The organism is Vibrio sp. T9 (assembly GCF_003123985.1).
Taxonomy (GTDB): Bacteria; Pseudomonadota; Gammaproteobacteria; order Enterobacterales; family Vibrionaceae; genus Vibrio; species Vibrio diabolicus.
The window spans coordinates 476,042-491,574 of the sequence record NZ_NIGY01000001.1 but is presented as its reverse complement, the minus strand read 5'-3'; the positions used below and the strand labels follow the sequence as shown (position 1 = coordinate 491,574).

Here is a 15,533-nt window from a genome sequence, read left to right as displayed (position 1 = left end):
GTTTCATTTGATCTTACTCTTTCAGAGCTAACAAGCGAAAATGATCTCGCTAATTTATCACCTTTGTGAACTCGCTCCAAACATAAAATCCATACACTGTAAGGTGTTATGCTTGAAAGACATACAAATTAGAGCGCTGTCACTCGCTCGCTAACCGATCAAGCACCTTCGACCTAGCTAGCTTTGCCCGACTAAACCATATTTTCTAACCATCCCTCGTAATTGGTGGTAGCTCAAACCAAGTAGCTCGGCTGCTTGTCGTTGATTAAACTTGGCCTCTTCCAATGCGCGATTGAGTAAGTGGATGTCTTGCTCTTCTTGCCACTGTTTATAGTCTAGAGGGAATTGAACTGCGCTGCTTGGTGCTTCCTCTTCTTGCTGCTGTTCGGCTTGCTCGGCATTATGACCAAGCGTGTTATTCCAAACTGTTTCAAAAGGATTGAAAATCAGTTCATCAATTGGATCGGCATTGAGACCATGTTGGTAAATAGCACGTTCAATCACGTTTTTTAGTTCACGGACATTACCTGGCCATTCATATTCAAGAAGCGAATGCTGTGCTTTTGAGGTAAAACCGACAAAATATTCGAGCTGAAGTTCACGGCACATCTTCATCGCGTAGTGCTCTGCTAAAGACAGGATGTCTTCTTTTCGTTCACGAAGAGGAGGCAGCATGATGACATCAAACGCTAAACGATCGAGTAAGTCGGCACGGAAATCTCCTTGTTCCGCCAATTTTGGTAAGTCCGCATTAGTTGCACAAACAAGTCGAACATCCGCATTGAGAGCGGTATGACCGCCAACTCGTTCATATTCACCATATTCGATGACACGCAACAGCTTTTCTTGAACTAAAAGTGGTGCGGTGGCCAGTTCGTCAAGAAACAAAGTGCCGCCTTCGGCGCGTTCGAAACGTCCTTTATGCTTGCCCTTAGAGCCTGTAAAGGAGCCGGACTCATGACCAAATAGCTCTGAATCTATTAGTCCTTCGCTTAAGGTCGCACAGTTGAGTGATAGTAGTGGCTTATCCCAACGTCTTGATAAATAATGCAAACGCTGAGCGATGAGCTCTTTACCCGTTCCTCGTTCACCAATAATGAGGACTGGACGCTCAATAGGCGCAAGTTGTGATACTTTATCTAGTACGGCGAGAAAAGCAGGTGATTCACCAATCAGGTTTTGCTTCATAAAGTCCTTCTTATTTAACAGCCGAGCCATGATTTACATATGGAGTTGGTGAATTTCACCAACAGTTGGTGAAAAACATCATAGCATAATAGCGCATAACGACAACAAAATGCATAAACTTCTGATTTTAAATGTAATTTTAAGTTGGCATGCTACTTGTACTGTATTCAGGGAGACGCAAGGTCAATCACCACCTTGTCGAGTTTTAATAGGAAAAAAGAGGAGTTCCGTTATGGGTATTTTTTCTCGATTTGCAGATATCGTTAACTCAAACATCAGTGCATTGCTGGACAAGGCGGAAGATCCTGAAAAAATGATCCGTCTTATCATTCAAGAAATGGAAGACACACTTGTTGAAGTGCGTACTAACTCGGCTAAAGCGATTGCAGACAAAAAAGAGTTGGCTCGTAAAGTTGAAACGTTAGAAGAGCAAATTGGCGAGTGGAGCCAAAAAGCGAGCCTAGCGTTGGTAAAACAGCGTGAAGATTTGGCTCGTGCAGCATTAATTGAAAAGCAAAAGCTTGAGCAAGTGATTAAAGGCCTTCACACTGAGCAGACGTTAGTAGAAGAAACGATCGACAAGCTTACAGGCGAGATCGGTAAGTTAGAAAGCAAAATTGCAGAAACGCGTGCAAAACAGCAAGCACTAGCAATTCGTAACCAAACCGCCTCTAACCGTCGTGATGTGCAAAAACACCTGCACACTAGCCGTACTAATGAAGCGATGGCGAAGTTTGAGCAGTACTCGCGTAAAGTGGATGAAATGGAAGCAGAAGCAGATTTGTACGCACAAACTGGTAATGCAAAATCGCTAGAGCAAGAGTTTGCAGAGCTTCAAGCTCAAGACGAAATCGAAAAAGAGTTGGCAAAACTGAAAGAACAGATGTCATCGAAAGATAAATAACAAAGGAGCCATTTATGTCGGCATTTTTTATAGCAGGACCAGTGATTGTCTTTTTAATCTTTGTCGCTCCACTATGGCTCTTCTTACACTATCGCAGCAAACGCAAAACAGATAGTGCACTGTCGAGCCAAGATTTAGAGCGCCTTCAGGTACTATCTGAAAAAGCGGAAGCGATGCAGTCCCGAGTTGATACATTGGAGCGCATCTTGGATGCTGAGTCACCAACATGGAGACGCAAGTATGACTAATCGAGAGCTGTATCGTGACCCAGTAAATGGCAAAATCTCCGGTGTTTGCGCCGGAATTGCCAACTACTTTGGTGCAGAGGTTTGGTTGATTCGTATTGTAGTGATTTCTGCAGCGCTGTTGGGCGGTACGTTTTTGGTGTTGTTAGCATACGTCGCGATGGCGTTTATGTTAGAAAAGCAACCAGTGACGTATTCTGAAAATATCCGAGCGCAACAAGAACACACACTTAAAAGTAAGCCTTGGCAGAAAGGACAAAGTCCGGACCAATTGCTCAGTGTGTTGGAACGCGATTTTGACCGTCTTGATGGCAAAATCCGTAACATGGAAGCGTATGTTACGTCTGATACATATAGGGTGAATCGGGAGTTCAGCAAGCTCTAAACACTCCGTATCCAAAGAAGATTTAAACGAAGCAGGCGCAAAGCCTGCTTTTTTGTCACAAATTACTAATTTTAAAGCACTATTAATCTTTTCAACTCTGGAAGTTCGCCCAGAATTCATCTACTTTAAAAATAATCCCTTAATTTTTTATGGATGAATGTAATGAGAAGATTGCTCATTCCTGTCGCCATCTCGGCTGTGTTGTCGGGGTGTGGTAAAGAACTTCCCCCTGTTCCAGAACCTGAATCCCGCCCCGCGAAGCTATTTACAGTATCTGTTGGCAATGCCCAATTTGAACGACACTTTCCTGCCACGACGGAAGCTGGTGATAAAGCGGTACTGACGTTTCGAGTTCCTGGACTTCTTCAAACGATTGAGGTGAATGAAGGTCAAGTTGTCAGCAAAGGAGATGTATTGGCTTCACTAAATCCTGATGAATATTCTCTGCTTGAACAGCAAGCTCGGGCAAATTTCGCGCTCGCAGACGTGCAGTACAAGCGATACCAAAAGTTACGTAAAGACCAAGTGGTGTCCGAACAAGACTTTGATGAGGCAAAAGCGAATCACAACTCAGCCAAAGCTCAGTGGAATCAAGCAAAGGCAAATTTAAGGTATACCAAACTTGTCGCGCCATATAATGGTACGATTTCGTATATTCCAGCAGAAAACCATGAGTATGTCGCCGCAAAAGAAGGCGTGATGAATATTCAATCCAACCAACTGCTTAAGGTGATATTCCAAGTCCCTGACTATCTGCTAAATCGTTACACTCAGGGTAGCGATGTCTCTGCCAGAATGGTCTTTGACGCTTTCCCCGAGCAGTCATTTGACTTGACCTTTCAAGAAATCGATACAGAAGCCGATCCTAAAACCGGTAGTTACAAAGTCACTATGGTGATGGAGCGACCAGCAGAAATAGGCCTTTTACCGGGCATGTCTGGTAATGCTTACCTCCTATCTAAAAATGCTGGTGCAACAAAAATTCCTAATTCCGCGCTGCTAGAAGAGAACGGCAAAACATACGTTTGGCGTGTCGATGAGCAAGGTATTGTGTCCAAAGCCGCTATTGAAATGAATGACAAAAACCAAGTGTTAGCTGGGCTTAACGATGGCGATCAAATCATTATCTCTGGTGTTAGTGTAATTGAACCCGGAATTAAGGTAAGAGCCTGGATTAAGGAAAGAGGGTTGTAATATGAAAGGAATCATCTCTCTAGCGGCATTATTTTCAACGTTTCTTCTTGTTGGTTGTGGCGATAAGGCACCAGAAAAAGCTCTTGAGACACCGCGTGTAAGAGTTACCTCATTAGCGGGAAATCGGGTGGATGACAACTTATATTTCCCTGCGGTTGCGAATGCAGCGGATCGCTCTCATTTGAGTTTCCGAGTGGCAGGAGAAGTCAGCCGCATCATGGTAAAAGAGGGCGATAAAGTCACGAAGGGTGATGTTATCGCAACGTTGGACCCTACGGACTATGAGTTGGATATAGATAATGCGAGTGCGCGTTTTTCTGTTGTTGACAGTCAGTATCGCCGTTCACGTCCTTTGGTTGATAAAGGCCTATTAGCTAAGTCTCAGTTTGATGAAATTGCAGCACAACGACAAATCGCTCTGGCTGAGCTTAAGTTAGCGAAACTCCGTTTATCATTTACTACCTTAAAAGCGCCTGTGGATGGGATCATTTCTCGAGTTAATATCGAGCAATTCGAAAATGTCCAAGTCGGACAGCATATCGTCAATATTCATAGTTTGGAGCGAGTAGAGGTGCTGATTCAACTTCCAGACCGGCTCTATGTGAACCAACCGCCAACGGAAGAAAGACTTACCGCGATAAAAGCATTGGTGCGCGTCCCTAGTGGTAACGAGTACAACGCGACCGTGAAAGAATTTACGACTGAGCCAGACCCAACCACAGGCACGTTTACCGTCACATTATCGCTTCCTATGCCGGAAGAAGAATACATCCTAGATGGGATGGCAGTTGAGGTGACCTCCAAAGATAAGAACGTTGGCTTGGATCTCAATTTAGGAATTAATGTTCCTATTGAAGCCATTTTCAATGCGGACGGTGACGAGCTGGGGCGGGAAAACAAATTTGTTTGGGTACTGAATGATGACAATACGGTATCGCGCAGACAGGTTCGAGCAGGTAAAGCATCTAAAACGTCCATTCAAATCCTTGATGGTCTCATGCTCAAAGACAAAGTTGTGATTGCCGGTGTTTCTCGGTTAAGGGATGGCATGAAAGTGGAAGTGATACAGGAAATGGCTACGCAGGAGGCCGGTCTATGAGCGATCTTAATAAATCAGCGCCTCAAAGTGATGATGATGTGACCGGTATTGCTGCGTACTTCATCCGAAATCGTGTCATCAGTTGGATGGTCGCACTGATCTTTTTGATTGGTGGTATCGCTGCATTCTTTGGGTTAGGGCGTCTTGAAGACCCTGCTTTTACCATCAAAGATGCCATGGTGGTGACCTCTTATCCTGGTGCGACGCCGCAACAAGTCGAAGAAGAAGTGACTTATCCGATCGAAAAAGCGATTCAGCAGCTTACTTATGTCGATGAAGTGAATTCGATTTCTAGTCGAGGATTATCTCAAATTACGGTCACGATGAAGAACAATTATGGCCCTGATGATCTACCACAAATCTGGGATGAGTTACGCCGTAAAGTGAATGACCTTAAAGGGACGTTGCCTCCAGGTGTGAATGAACCTCAAGTGATCGATGATTTTGGTGATGTTTACGGGATTTTGTTAGCGGTGACTGGCGACGGTTATAGCTATAAGGAGCTACTGGATTACGTCGATTACTTACGCCGAGAGCTCGAACTGGTTGATGGCGTGAGCAAAGTTTCGGTATCCGGGCAGCAGCAAGAGCAAGTTTTCATCGAAGTATCGATGAAAAAGCTGAGCAGTATAGGACTTTCTCCCGATACGGTCTTTAATCTTCTCTCGACGCAAAACGTGGTTTCTGACGCAGGGGCGATCAGAATTGGTGACGAGTACATCAGAATTCAGCCGACTGGCGAATTCCAGAGTGTGGATGAGCTAGGCGACTTGTTGATTACTGAGTCGGGCGCTCAGGGGCTCATCTTCTTGAAAGATGTAGCGGAAATAAAACGTGGTTATGTAGAAGTCCCGAATAATATTATTAATTTTAACGGCAGCCTCGCACTAAACGTGGGTGTTTCTTTTGCTGAAGGCGTCAATGTCGTTGAAGTCGGAAAAGCGTTTGATCATCGCCTTGCAGAGCTAAAGTACCAACAACCTGTTGGTATCGAAATCTCGGAAATTTACAGTCAGCCTAAAGAAGTGGATAAATCGGTTAGCGGTTTTGTTGTCAGCTTAGCTCAAGCTGTCGGTATCGTCATTATCGTACTTCTGTTCTTTATGGGGCTACGTTCAGGTCTGCTTATCGGTTTAATTTTACTGCTGACGGTGTTGGGTACGTTCATTTTCATGAAGTATCTCGCGATAGATTTGCAGCGGATTTCATTAGGTGCTTTGGTTATCGCGTTAGGTATGCTGGTGGACAATGCAATCGTCGTGGTTGAGGGGATTTTGATTGGTACCCAAAAAGGGCGAACTCGACTCCAAGCGGCGACTGACATCGTTACCCAAACCAAGTGGCCATTACTTGGGGCAACTGTGATTGCGGTAACTGCATTTGCGCCCATAGGACTGTCTGAAGACTCGACGGGCGAATATTGTGGCACTTTGTTTACGGTTCTGCTGATCTCATTGATGTTGAGTTGGTTTACCGCTATCTCGTTGACACCGTTCTTCGCTGACATCTTCTTTAAAGGCCAGAAGATTAAACAAGGTGAAGGGGAAGAAAATGATCCATATAACGGGGTTATTTTCGTTATTTATAAAAAATTTCTCCAGTTCTGTATGCGCCGTGCTTGGTTTACCGTTGTGGTGCTGATTGCGGGATTAGCGGCAAGTGTTTATGGGTTCACCTTTGTGAAGCAAGCGTTTTTCCCATCGTCGACAACGCCTATTTTTCAGTTAGATGTATGGATGCCGGAAGGAACTGATATTCGCGCCACCAACACAACGCTTAAAGAGCTAGAACGTTGGTTAGCCAAGCAAGAGCATGTCGACCATATCACGACGACTGCAGGTAAAGGCTTACAGCGCTTTATGCTAACGTACGCGCCAGAGAAAAGTTATGCGGCTTATGGTGAGATAACCACTCGTATGGAAAATTACGAAGCGTTAAAACCATTAATGGCGAAGTTTCGAGAGTATTTAAAAGCCAATTACCCAGAAATCAATTACAAGCTCAAACAGATTGAGTTAGGTCCAGGTGGTGGTGCAAAAATTGAAGCGCGCATTATTGGCTCTGATCCAACCGTCCTTCGTACGATAGCCGCTCAGGTCAAGGACATCATGTACGCCGATCCTCAGGCAACAAATATCAGGCATGATTGGCGTGAACGAACCCAAGTTCTTGAACCTCAGTTTAACGAGAGTCAGGCACGTCGCTATGGCATTACCAAATCAGATGTCGATGACTTCTTGTCCATGTCATTCTCTGGAATGACGATAGGCCTTTACCGAGACGGCACGACGCTCATGCCTATCGTGGCTCGCTTACCTGAAGATGAACGCATTGATATTCGTAACATTGAAGGCATGAAAATATGGAGTCCAGCACAGAGTGAGTTTATCCCACTTCAACAAGTCACAATGGGTTACGACATGCGTTGGGAGGATCCTATCATCGTACGTAAGAACCGTAAGCGTATGCTCACTGTGATGGCAGACCCTGATCTTCTAGGTGAAGAAACCGCATCGACGTTGCAAAAACGTTTACAGCCCCAAATCGAAGCGATTCAAATGCCTCCTGGCTATTCACTAGAGTGGGGTGGTGAATACGAATCTTCAGGTGATGCTCAAGAGTCACTGTTTACTACTATGCCAATGGGGTACTTGTTCATGTTCTTGATCACCGTATTCCTATTTAACTCTATCAAAGAGCCACTCATTGTTTGGCTTACCGTGCCGTTGGCGTTAATTGGTGTCACCACCGGTTTGTTAGCACTCAACACGCCGTTTGGTTTTATGGCTTTGCTCGGCTTCTTAAGTTTATCGGGAATGGTGCTCAAAAATGGCATCGTATTACTGGACCAAATTGAAATAGAAATGAAATCGGGTAAAGAGGCTTATGATGCGGTCGTTGATGCTGCGGTAAGCCGTGTTCGTCCTGTGTGTATGGCTGCAATCACGACGATCCTTGGTATGATCCCACTATTACCAGATATTTTCTTCAAACCAATGGCGGTTACGATTATGTTTGGTTTGGGCTTTGCGACAGTCCTGACACTGATTGTCGTGCCAGTGTTGTATCGTTTATTCCATAAAGTGGCAGTACCGAAACAGGCTTAGTGCTACTGATATAACGATGAAAAGTATCGCGCCTCTAGCTCATCAGTTAGAGGCGCTTTTTAAGGAAGAATAATGACAGAACAAAAAACGTGTGCGTGGGCGATGAATCACCCATTGGAGCGCGAATATCATGATTCCGAATGGGGCGTGCCAGTATATGACGACCAAGTCCTGTTTGAATTTATTACGTTGGAAGGTGCGCAAGCTGGGCTTAGTTGGATCACCATTCTTAAAAAGCGCGAAGGGTATAGAGAAGCGTTCGAGAACTACGACCTAGATGCGTTGGAACAAAGAAATGAAGAACGCGCTGAATACATCGTGGAAAACTTCGATGTTGTAAGGCATCGCGGAAAGATTAACTCGGTTTTCAGTAATGCCAAAGCGGCCAAAGAGTTAATTGCTGAATACGGGAGTTTATCAGACGCGTTGTGGCAGTTCGTGGACGGCGAACCAATCGTCAATCAATGGCAGCATATGAGTGACGTACCAGCTTCGACAGAGCAATCCAAAGCCATGAGTAAATTCCTAAAAAAGAAAGGCTTCAAGTTTGTCGGTGAAACCATCTGTTATGCTTTCATGCAAGCCGTCGGCATGGTGGATGACCATATCGTTGGATGTCCTAAAAAGCAGAATAAGTAACGTTTGGCTTATTAAGTTTATGTTGTTAGTTCTGGTTATCATGAATACGTTCCAAAGCTTCGATTCGACGCCATTGAGTGGCATCGAAGCTTTGCTTTCTTAAGGCAATGATTTCTGCCTGTTTTTCGTCTTGCCCTAGAAAATCCCTATTCAGAATATCTTGACGCTGTTTTAAGTAAGTGGCGAGTTGAGTCTCAAATGATGCTCTTTGCTCATCAAGCTTTTGCAGCCTCTGCGCTCCGGCATCTCCTACCAGAGCAACACGGGCGATGTACTTATCTTGTGAATCAAGCTGAGAAGCTTGCTCGAGTTGCTCCGCTAATGCGTTATTGCGTTCACTTTCTCGGATATAATCTGGTTGTTCTGATAACGCTTGATTGAGAAGGTGTGTTTGACTCTCGATATCCGATGCCTGTTTTTTAATCGTCAGCTTTTCTAATGCAAGTTGGCGAAGTCGGTTTTCTTCGTCAAACAATTGAGCTATCTGGACCTCGCTAAAGTATTGAAGTTGTAAATTCAGTATCGCTTCATTCAGCATGGTTAGCTGTTCAATCGTTAGTTGGTTGTGGTCAAAAGGCTCTAATGCAGAGAGCGCTTGCTTGTAGGAAAGGTAGGTCTGGAAGAGTTTGGCATCAATATTCAGTGTTTGTTTTGCTAAAGTGTCATCATTGACTTCCGCTTTGATCGTATCGAGATCTTCTTCGCCCAGCCGGCTAAGAGAATATTCGAAGAAGTCTTTTGGGGAAGAGACATCGGCGGCTATATCTTGCTGAGATGGCGAATGGTTAGAGGTTATCTCTTGTTGTTTGTCGCTTTGCAACAGAGAAAGCGCTCCCACGCCAAACATCGAGAGCAGGATAAAAGTGGTGAGAGCGACTTTCTTCATTGTGATGACCTCTTATAAACCTTGAAGTTTGAGACGATTTGCATGTTGGCGATAAAGCGTGACTGGATCGGTTTCAAAAAGATGATGAATACCGAGTAGACCGTTAATTTCATCCAAATGGTTCATTTGATAATCATCACGTATGACTTTGCCCAAATGTGTGCTGCAGGCACCAACTAAGCCATCATTTGGCCCATCAAAAGCTAAGCCAAGTACCATCATGGCAGCATCGGTCGGATCGAAAACGTTTGTAAAAGTGGATGATCCGGTCCATGAGTAGTAATAAACGCCATTTGAAGCCAGCAAGTCGCCATTACCACATTCGCTAGTAGGCACTCCCTCTGGGTAGTGCTGGTTAAACGCCAATGATCCTTCCGTGGTCAAGGCTGCTAATGAGGCCAAAGGGTCTTGGTCGAGATCAGAACCGCCTGATAGAAGATTAATAAGAGTGGTTAAGCCTTGCGCCAGTTTTACCGCGAGCTGCTCGCTGCCAGAACCCTCAGATACGGTGCCACGAACTAAATCTGCCACTTTAGACCCTTTATTAACGCCACCTATACTCGTAACTGATGCGACTAGGTCAGGACGGACAGAGGCAACATAGCGCGTTGTTGGACCACCATGACTGTGACCAATGAGATTGACTTTCTCTGCGCCTGTTGCAGCAAGTAAGGTTTCTACTTGAGCAAGCAGTTGCTCCCCTCTAACTTCGCTGCTGTTGGTCGCGGATACCTGCGCTACATAAACTTTAGCGCCGTCTTTCGTTAAGGAATGTGGTATTCCGAAAAAGTAATCTACGCCTGCGAGGGTATCAAAACCAAATAATCCATGAACCAGAACAATCGGATACTTGGTTTGGGTATAACCCGTTGCGGCGTGTACGGAGGTTATTGGGACGGTAATTAAGGTAAAAAGCATTAGCGCTATGAACTTGAGTTTCAAAACTATCTCCTTGTGGTATGACCTCTTATGAATGATAAAAAGTAGGAGAGAAACTCTAAATTTGGAAAGCCTATTTGTGGCACATTATTTCATTCTGTGACTGCTCAATTGAAAAACAACACAAATGATTAACATTAACGAATAGGTGATGGGAATGTTAGGTAATTCTAATTAAGTCAGCGAGTTATGAAGACGCCCCGCGAAGCAGGGCGATTCAATTACTATTTTAGAGAGACTTCTTTTTCTAAAATTAACGCGTTATAGCGTGCAAAACCAGCCTCTAGATCGGCGATCAAGTCATCCACGTCTTCTAAGCCAATATGAATTCGAACTAAAGTGCCCTCAAAGTGTGGGTGCGCTACGGTTCTCAAGCTGTTAAAGCTCTTTGGTTCGTTAGCTAGAATGAGGCTTTCATACCCGCCCCAAGAATAACCCATACTGAAGTGTTTCATACCATCAAGCAGAGCCGTCGTCGCTTTTGGATAAGACGTTTTGAGAACAAATGAAAATAAGCCGTTTCCGCCAGTGAAATCGCGTTTGAAAAACTCATGCCCAGGGCATGATTCCAAAGCTGGATGGCGGACATGATCAACTTCCGGACGAGAAGTCAGCCACTTGGCGACTTTCAAGCTACTTTCTGCGTGTTGTCTTAGGCGAACATCCAGCGTGCGAATACCACGAAGGCCTAGGTATGCGTCGTCAGGAGAAACGCACTGACCCATCAAGTAGCTTTGTTCACGCAGTTGGGGCCAGTATTTTTCGGAAGCTACGGCTGTACCTAACATTACATCAGAGTGACCAACTATGTATTTGGTGGCGGCTTGAATAGAAATATCGACACCATGTTCAAATGGTGAGAAGTTCACGCCAGCTCCCCATGTGTTATCAAGCATCACAATAATATCGTGCTCGTGAGCGATGCGCGCCAATGTTGGTACGTCCTGCACCTCCATTGTGACTGACCCCGGAGATTCTAGGAAAAGGACTTTGGTATTTGGTTGAATCAAATCACGAATACCTTCTCCAATCATCGGATCATAATAGGTAGTTTCGATGCCCATTTTCTTCATGATGGTATTACAAAAATCACGAGTTGGTTCGTAACAAGTGTCCACCATCAGAATGTGATCGCCAGTTTCGACGAAAGAAAGAATCGCATTTGAAATTGCTGCCGTGCCACAAGGGTAGAGAGCACAACCTGAGCCACCTTCAATCTCAACCATTGCATCTTGAAAAGCGAAGTGCGTGTTGGTGCCACGGCGACCATAAAATAATGTTTTATTGGTGCGGTTCATGGTGGCTTGGTTCTTCTCTGCAACCGTGTTGAATACCACGGTTGAAGCGCGTTGAACGGGTGGGTTTACAACACCGTTTGTCCACTTTTTATCGCGGCCAGCGGTAATGAGCTTGGTTTTTTTGCCCTCTGACATAAAAGTTCCCTGTCTTAAATATTACGATTTTGATTATTTAAAACATGGACGACATAACGTTTGCAAGGGAAAAGTCAACTATCACACAATAATAGCCGAGATTATCGAGTGAAGGCGTCAAAGCTGAAAGGTTGAGTTGTAGTCTTAGAGTGTATCGCTAAGGTGGAAAACGTAAGTAGAACAAACCTCCAGCAAGATGTTTGAAGCGCTGGAGGTTTTTTTAGTCGGTGTATTTGAGGTATTAGAGGAGTGGATTGAAGAGATAGAACACTCGCTCTAAGAATCGAGAAAATAGGCTTCTTTTCTCCCATTCTTCCAATACAACAGTGTGAGATTGCTTAATATAGCTATCTTGTAACCAAGACATTTGCTTCGTGAACTCTTCGTCGTCAACGGCGAGGGTAACTTCGAAGTTCAGCCACAAGCTGCGCATATCCATGTTTACGGTGCCAACTAAACAGAATTGGTCGTCAATTACGACGGATTTCGTATGCAGCAAACCACCGTAAAACTCATAGATTTTGACTCCTGCACACAAAAGCTCACTATAAAAAGCGCGTGACGCCCATTGCACCATCATTGAGTCATTTTTATGTGGAATAATGAGTTCAACATCAATGCCTCGTTGTGCTGTCATCTTTAACGTTTCAAGTAAATCAGCATTGGGCACGAAATATGGCGTTGTGATTCGTACTGAGCGATTGGCTTGGTTGATTGCCAATGTTAATACTTGATAGATCAGATATTCCGGCATACCAGGGCCAGAAGGCACAACCTGAATAGGGTGTTGGAATTCACTCTCATCGATCTTGCATTCAGGTAGTCTCGGTAAATGACGTTCGCCAGTTTCGACTTCCCAATCCCAACAGTGGATAGCACTCAATACGTTTACCGTTGGTCCCGTAATGCGAACCATGATGTCCACCCAATGCCCGACGCCACTGTTTTGCTTGAAGTAAGCCGGGTCAACCAAGTTCATTGAACCTGTATAAGCAATTTCATCATCAATTACGATGATCTTGCGATGTTGGCGAAGATCAAGACGACGTAAGAAAATACGCCACATCTTCACTTCTAGCGCTTGAATAACTTCAATTCCAGCATCCTGCATCATTCGATACCAAGGACTTCTGAAAAAACGTGGACTACCTGCTGAATCGAGCAATAGTTTGACATCTACGCCGCGTTTAGCCGCTTGGATAAGTGCAGAAGCGACAGAGTCAGCCAAACCACCTGGATGCCAAATGTAGAATACCATTCGAATACTGCTCTGCGCATTTTCGATGTCTTCAATAATGGAATGCAAAATCTCATTAGGTGACTGTTGCAGCGACAATGTATTACCGCTCAATGCGGGAAGACCAAGGCGGTTGTTACAAAGTTCATCAATTCGGTAGATGTGCCTTCCCATTGTTTCTGGGTTGTGCGCGTTACAGTCGTTTAACTGACTGAACCATTTCTCGAATGGTGTAAACATCTCTTTTGCGCGTTCGGCCCGTTTTCTGCCTAAGTTCAGTTCACCGAAGAGGAAATAACACGCGACACCCAGAACGGGAAGGATATAAATGATCATTAGCCAAGCTAAAGACACGCTCACTGCACGGCGCTTTAAAACGACACGAATGGTCACACCTGCGACCAGTAACCAATATAGCCCGATGCCAGCTAAAGTAAGAAAGTGATAAAACTTGTCCATATACGCTCAGAGTAATATGCCCTTCTAGGATATTAAGCATAAAAGTGGGTTGGGGGAATAGATTTCCCATTTAGACGTGGGATTGACCTTATATGAGGAACGAATTTAATAACAGCTGATTCTGTTATTTTAATGTGAAAAATAAGGCCATTCTTTAACTTTTGAACAAAAAAGCAGCATTTAACCTGCGTAACTCGACACTTGTGCGATAAATGTACTTTTTTGGGGTTCCAATTTTAAAGGGGAGCTGCTTTACTTTCTAGACATAGTGCGTCGAACGCTTATTTTATAAGTGTACAATAATTTTTACATAAACTTTTTAGACGCCTATCTCTATGCATACACAACAAACTAATTTTGGAGAAAAAGCGTGGCTACAACTAATACAGCAGCACCACGTGATACGTGGGGGTCTAAACTAGGCTTCGTAATGGCAGCAGCGGGTTCCGCTGTCGGTTTAGGCAATATATGGAAATTCCCTTACACAGCGGGTGAGAGTGGCGGCGGTGCATTCGTTGCTATCTACCTTATCTTTGTTATTTTTATCGGCTTTAGCGTGATGCTGACAGAGTTCGCTATTGGTCGTAAGACAGGTCTTTCTGCCGTAGGTGCATTCAAAACAACTGACCGACGCTGGACGTTCACTGGCGTTATGGGAGTCTTCAGTGGTCTTTTGATCATGGGCTTCTACCCAGTGGTTGGTGGTTGGGCATTGGCCTACATCTTTAAAGTGGGCGGTGGTCTACTCAGCGCGCCAGAAGCAATTGGCGACAGCTTTGGTGGTTTCATCTCAGATCCGATTCAACCTTTAATGTGGATGGGTGTTTACCTGTTCCTTAACGTCATGATTGTGATGAAAGGGATTTCCGGTGGTATTGAGAAAGCCGGTAAGGTTCTGATGCCGCTTCTGTTCTTAATCCTAATCGTTGTTTCTGTTAAAGGCTTGATGCTGCCAGGTGCAATGGCTGGCCTTGAGTTCTTATTCATGCCGGACTTTTCTAAAGTCGATAGCAATGTGGTTCTTGCTGCACTAGGGCAGGCGTTCTTCTCACTTAGCTTAGGTATGGGTTGTATGATGACGTACGGTTCTTACCTGAAGAAGAAAGAGAACCTAGTTCAAACAACCGGTATGGTTACTGCGATGGATACAGGTGTAGCGATTCTTGCTGGTGTTGCTATGTTCCCAGCTATGTTTGCCTTTGGCATGGAGCCTGCGGCAGGCCCTGGTCTTGTATTCGTTGTCGTTCCTCAACTATTTGCTGAAATGGGCGGTGTGATTGGGTTGCTATTCGCGTTGCTATTTTTCATCGGCTTGACGGTGGCGGCATTAACTTCTTCAGTATCACTATTGGAAGTTGTCGTGTCTTACCTAATCGATGAGAAAGGCATGAAGCGCTCTAACGCTGTTCTGTCTGCAAGTGCAGTTATGGCGGCATTATGTATTTTTGCGTCACTATCGTTAGGTGGAATGGGGCCAACGCTGTTTGGTACAGGTGCCTTTGATATCTTCGACTTGCTAACGGACAAAATCTTCTTAGCGGTTGGTGGTATGTTGGTTTGTATCTTTGCTGGATGGCGCCTAAGCCGTGCTGAGCTAGAAAAAGAGATCACTAATGACGGCGAAGTATCCTTCCCGCTATTTGGATTGTGGTACAACCTAGTTAAATACCTGATTCCTGTTGCGATTGCTATTGTTGCCTTCATGGGGATTAAGTCTGGCTTTGACAGTGGCAAAGGTGAAATCATGCTGCTGGGTATCGCAATCATTGGTCTTGCTGGTATTTTCTCTAGAAAGCTCTAGCTCAGGCCTTGGGGCAA

13 protein-coding genes are annotated in these 15,533 nt (G+C 44.7%); 8 read left to right on the top strand and 5 right to left on the bottom strand.

The window, feature by feature from the left end:
* Positions 1–177: 177 nt before the first annotated feature.
* The gene (gene pspF, locus CBX98_RS02170) at positions 178–1,188 is read right to left on the bottom strand and encodes a phage shock protein operon transcriptional activator (RefSeq protein WP_046874789.1); all 1,011 of its coding nucleotides are present in this window, start codon (positions 1,186–1,188) and stop codon (positions 178–180) included.
* Positions 1,189–1,420: 232 nt separating this feature from the next.
* On the opposite strand from pspF, the gene pspA reads away from it, so the two are divergent.
* The 7 genes from pspA (at position 1,421) to CBX98_RS02135 (ending at position 8,761) form a co-directional block, all read left to right on the top strand.
* A complete protein-coding gene (gene pspA, locus CBX98_RS02165) occupies positions 1,421–2,092 on the top strand; it encodes a phage shock protein PspA (protein WP_005393294.1) in 672 nt (223 codons plus the stop codon).
* 14 nt (positions 2,093–2,106) lie between these two features.
* The gene (pspB, locus tag CBX98_RS02160) at positions 2,107–2,340 is read left to right on the top strand and encodes an envelope stress response membrane protein PspB (RefSeq protein WP_005393293.1); all 234 of its coding nucleotides are present in this window, start codon (positions 2,107–2,109) and stop codon (positions 2,338–2,340) included.
* A complete protein-coding gene (gene pspC / locus CBX98_RS02155; protein ID WP_012841944.1) occupies positions 2,333–2,722 on the top strand; it encodes an envelope stress response membrane protein PspC in 390 nt (129 codons plus the stop codon). Before pspB ends, pspC begins: the two co-directional genes overlap by 8 nt.
* Positions 2,723–2,884: 162 nt before the next feature.
* Complete coding sequence (locus CBX98_RS02150) at positions 2,885–3,916, top strand: efflux RND transporter periplasmic adaptor subunit (protein WP_104974257.1); 1,032 nt, start codon at positions 2,885–2,887, stop codon at positions 3,914–3,916.
* Between the two features lies 1 nt (position 3,917).
* Positions 3,918–5,015 carry an efflux RND transporter periplasmic adaptor subunit gene (locus CBX98_RS02145; protein WP_109168482.1) on the top strand — a complete coding sequence of 366 codons (1,098 nt, stop codon included), beginning with the start codon at positions 3,918–3,920 and terminating at the stop codon, positions 5,013–5,015.
* The gene (vmeI, locus tag CBX98_RS02140) at positions 5,012–8,122 is read left to right on the top strand and encodes an efflux RND transporter permease subunit VmeI (RefSeq protein ID WP_109168481.1); all 3,111 of its coding nucleotides are present in this window, start codon (positions 5,012–5,014) and stop codon (positions 8,120–8,122) included. Before CBX98_RS02145 ends, vmeI begins: the two co-directional genes overlap by 4 nt.
* 72 nt (positions 8,123–8,194) lie before the next feature.
* Positions 8,195–8,761: a DNA-3-methyladenine glycosylase I gene (locus tag CBX98_RS02135; RefSeq protein ID WP_065645342.1), complete on the top strand. Its 567-nt coding sequence runs from the start codon at positions 8,195–8,197 to the stop codon at positions 8,759–8,761.
* 25 nt (positions 8,762–8,786) lie between these two features.
* On the opposite strand, the gene CBX98_RS02130 is transcribed toward CBX98_RS02135, so the two are convergent.
* The 4 genes from CBX98_RS02130 to cls all read right to left on the bottom strand — a co-directional run bounded on the left by CBX98_RS02130 (position 8,787) and on the right by cls (position 13,715).
* Positions 8,787–9,647 (bottom strand): lipase secretion chaperone, encoded by an 861-nt coding sequence (locus CBX98_RS02130; RefSeq protein WP_109168480.1) that lies wholly within the window; start codon positions 9,645–9,647, stop codon positions 8,787–8,789.
* Between the two features lie 12 nt (positions 9,648–9,659).
* Complete coding sequence (locus tag CBX98_RS02125; RefSeq protein ID WP_017634669.1) at positions 9,660–10,565, bottom strand: triacylglycerol lipase; 906 nt, start codon at positions 10,563–10,565, stop codon at positions 9,660–9,662.
* Positions 10,566–10,810: 245 nt separating this feature from the next.
* A complete protein-coding gene (locus CBX98_RS02120) occupies positions 10,811–12,019 on the bottom strand; it encodes a cystathionine beta-lyase (RefSeq protein ID WP_046874796.1) in 1,209 nt (402 codons plus the stop codon).
* Between the two features lie 241 nt (positions 12,020–12,260).
* Positions 12,261–13,715 (bottom strand): cardiolipin synthase, encoded by a 1,455-nt coding sequence (gene cls / locus CBX98_RS02115; RefSeq protein ID WP_005393277.1) that lies wholly within the window; start codon positions 13,713–13,715, stop codon positions 12,261–12,263.
* A 430-nt stretch (positions 13,716–14,145) separates the two neighbouring features.
* Here cls and CBX98_RS02110 point away from each other — a divergent pair, with 430 nt between their 5' ends.
* Complete coding sequence (locus tag CBX98_RS02110) at positions 14,146–15,516, top strand: sodium-dependent transporter (protein WP_043884644.1); 1,371 nt, start codon at positions 14,146–14,148, stop codon at positions 15,514–15,516.
* The last annotated feature ends 17 nt before the right edge of the window (positions 15,517–15,533 follow it).

Excerpts from the sequence above, each read along its gene's own strand:
- pspF (WP_046874789.1), bottom strand. The coding sequence starts at position 1,188 with ATGAAGCAAAACCTGATTGGTGAATCACCTGCTTTTCTCGCCGTACTA.
- pspA (WP_005393294.1), top strand. The coding sequence starts at position 1,421 with ATGGGTATTTTTTCTCGATTTGCAGATATCGTTAACTCAAACATCAGT.
- pspB (WP_005393293.1), top strand. The coding sequence starts at position 2,107 with ATGTCGGCATTTTTTATAGCAGGACCAGTGATTGTCTTTTTAATCTTT.
- pspC (WP_012841944.1), top strand. The coding sequence starts at position 2,333 with ATGACTAATCGAGAGCTGTATCGTGACCCAGTAAATGGCAAAATCTCC.
- CBX98_RS02150 (WP_104974257.1), top strand. The coding sequence starts at position 2,885 with ATGAGAAGATTGCTCATTCCTGTCGCCATCTCGGCTGTGTTGTCGGGG.
- CBX98_RS02145 (WP_109168482.1), top strand. The coding sequence starts at position 3,918 with ATGAAAGGAATCATCTCTCTAGCGGCATTATTTTCAACGTTTCTTCTT.
- vmeI (WP_109168481.1), top strand. The coding sequence starts at position 5,012 with ATGAGCGATCTTAATAAATCAGCGCCTCAAAGTGATGATGATGTGACC.
- CBX98_RS02135 (WP_065645342.1), top strand. The coding sequence starts at position 8,195 with ATGACAGAACAAAAAACGTGTGCGTGGGCGATGAATCACCCATTGGAG.
- CBX98_RS02130 (WP_109168480.1), bottom strand. The coding sequence starts at position 9,647 with ATGAAGAAAGTCGCTCTCACCACTTTTATCCTGCTCTCGATGTTTGGC.
- CBX98_RS02125 (WP_017634669.1), bottom strand. The coding sequence starts at position 10,565 with ATGCTTTTTACCTTAATTACCGTCCCAATAACCTCCGTACACGCCGCA.
- CBX98_RS02120 (WP_046874796.1), bottom strand. The coding sequence starts at position 12,019 with ATGTCAGAGGGCAAAAAAACCAAGCTCATTACCGCTGGCCGCGATAAA.
- cls (WP_005393277.1), bottom strand. The coding sequence starts at position 13,715 with ATGGACAAGTTTTATCACTTTCTTACTTTAGCTGGCATCGGGCTATAT.
- CBX98_RS02110 (WP_043884644.1), top strand. The coding sequence starts at position 14,146 with ATGGCAGCAGCGGGTTCCGCTGTCGGTTTAGGCAATATATGGAAATTC.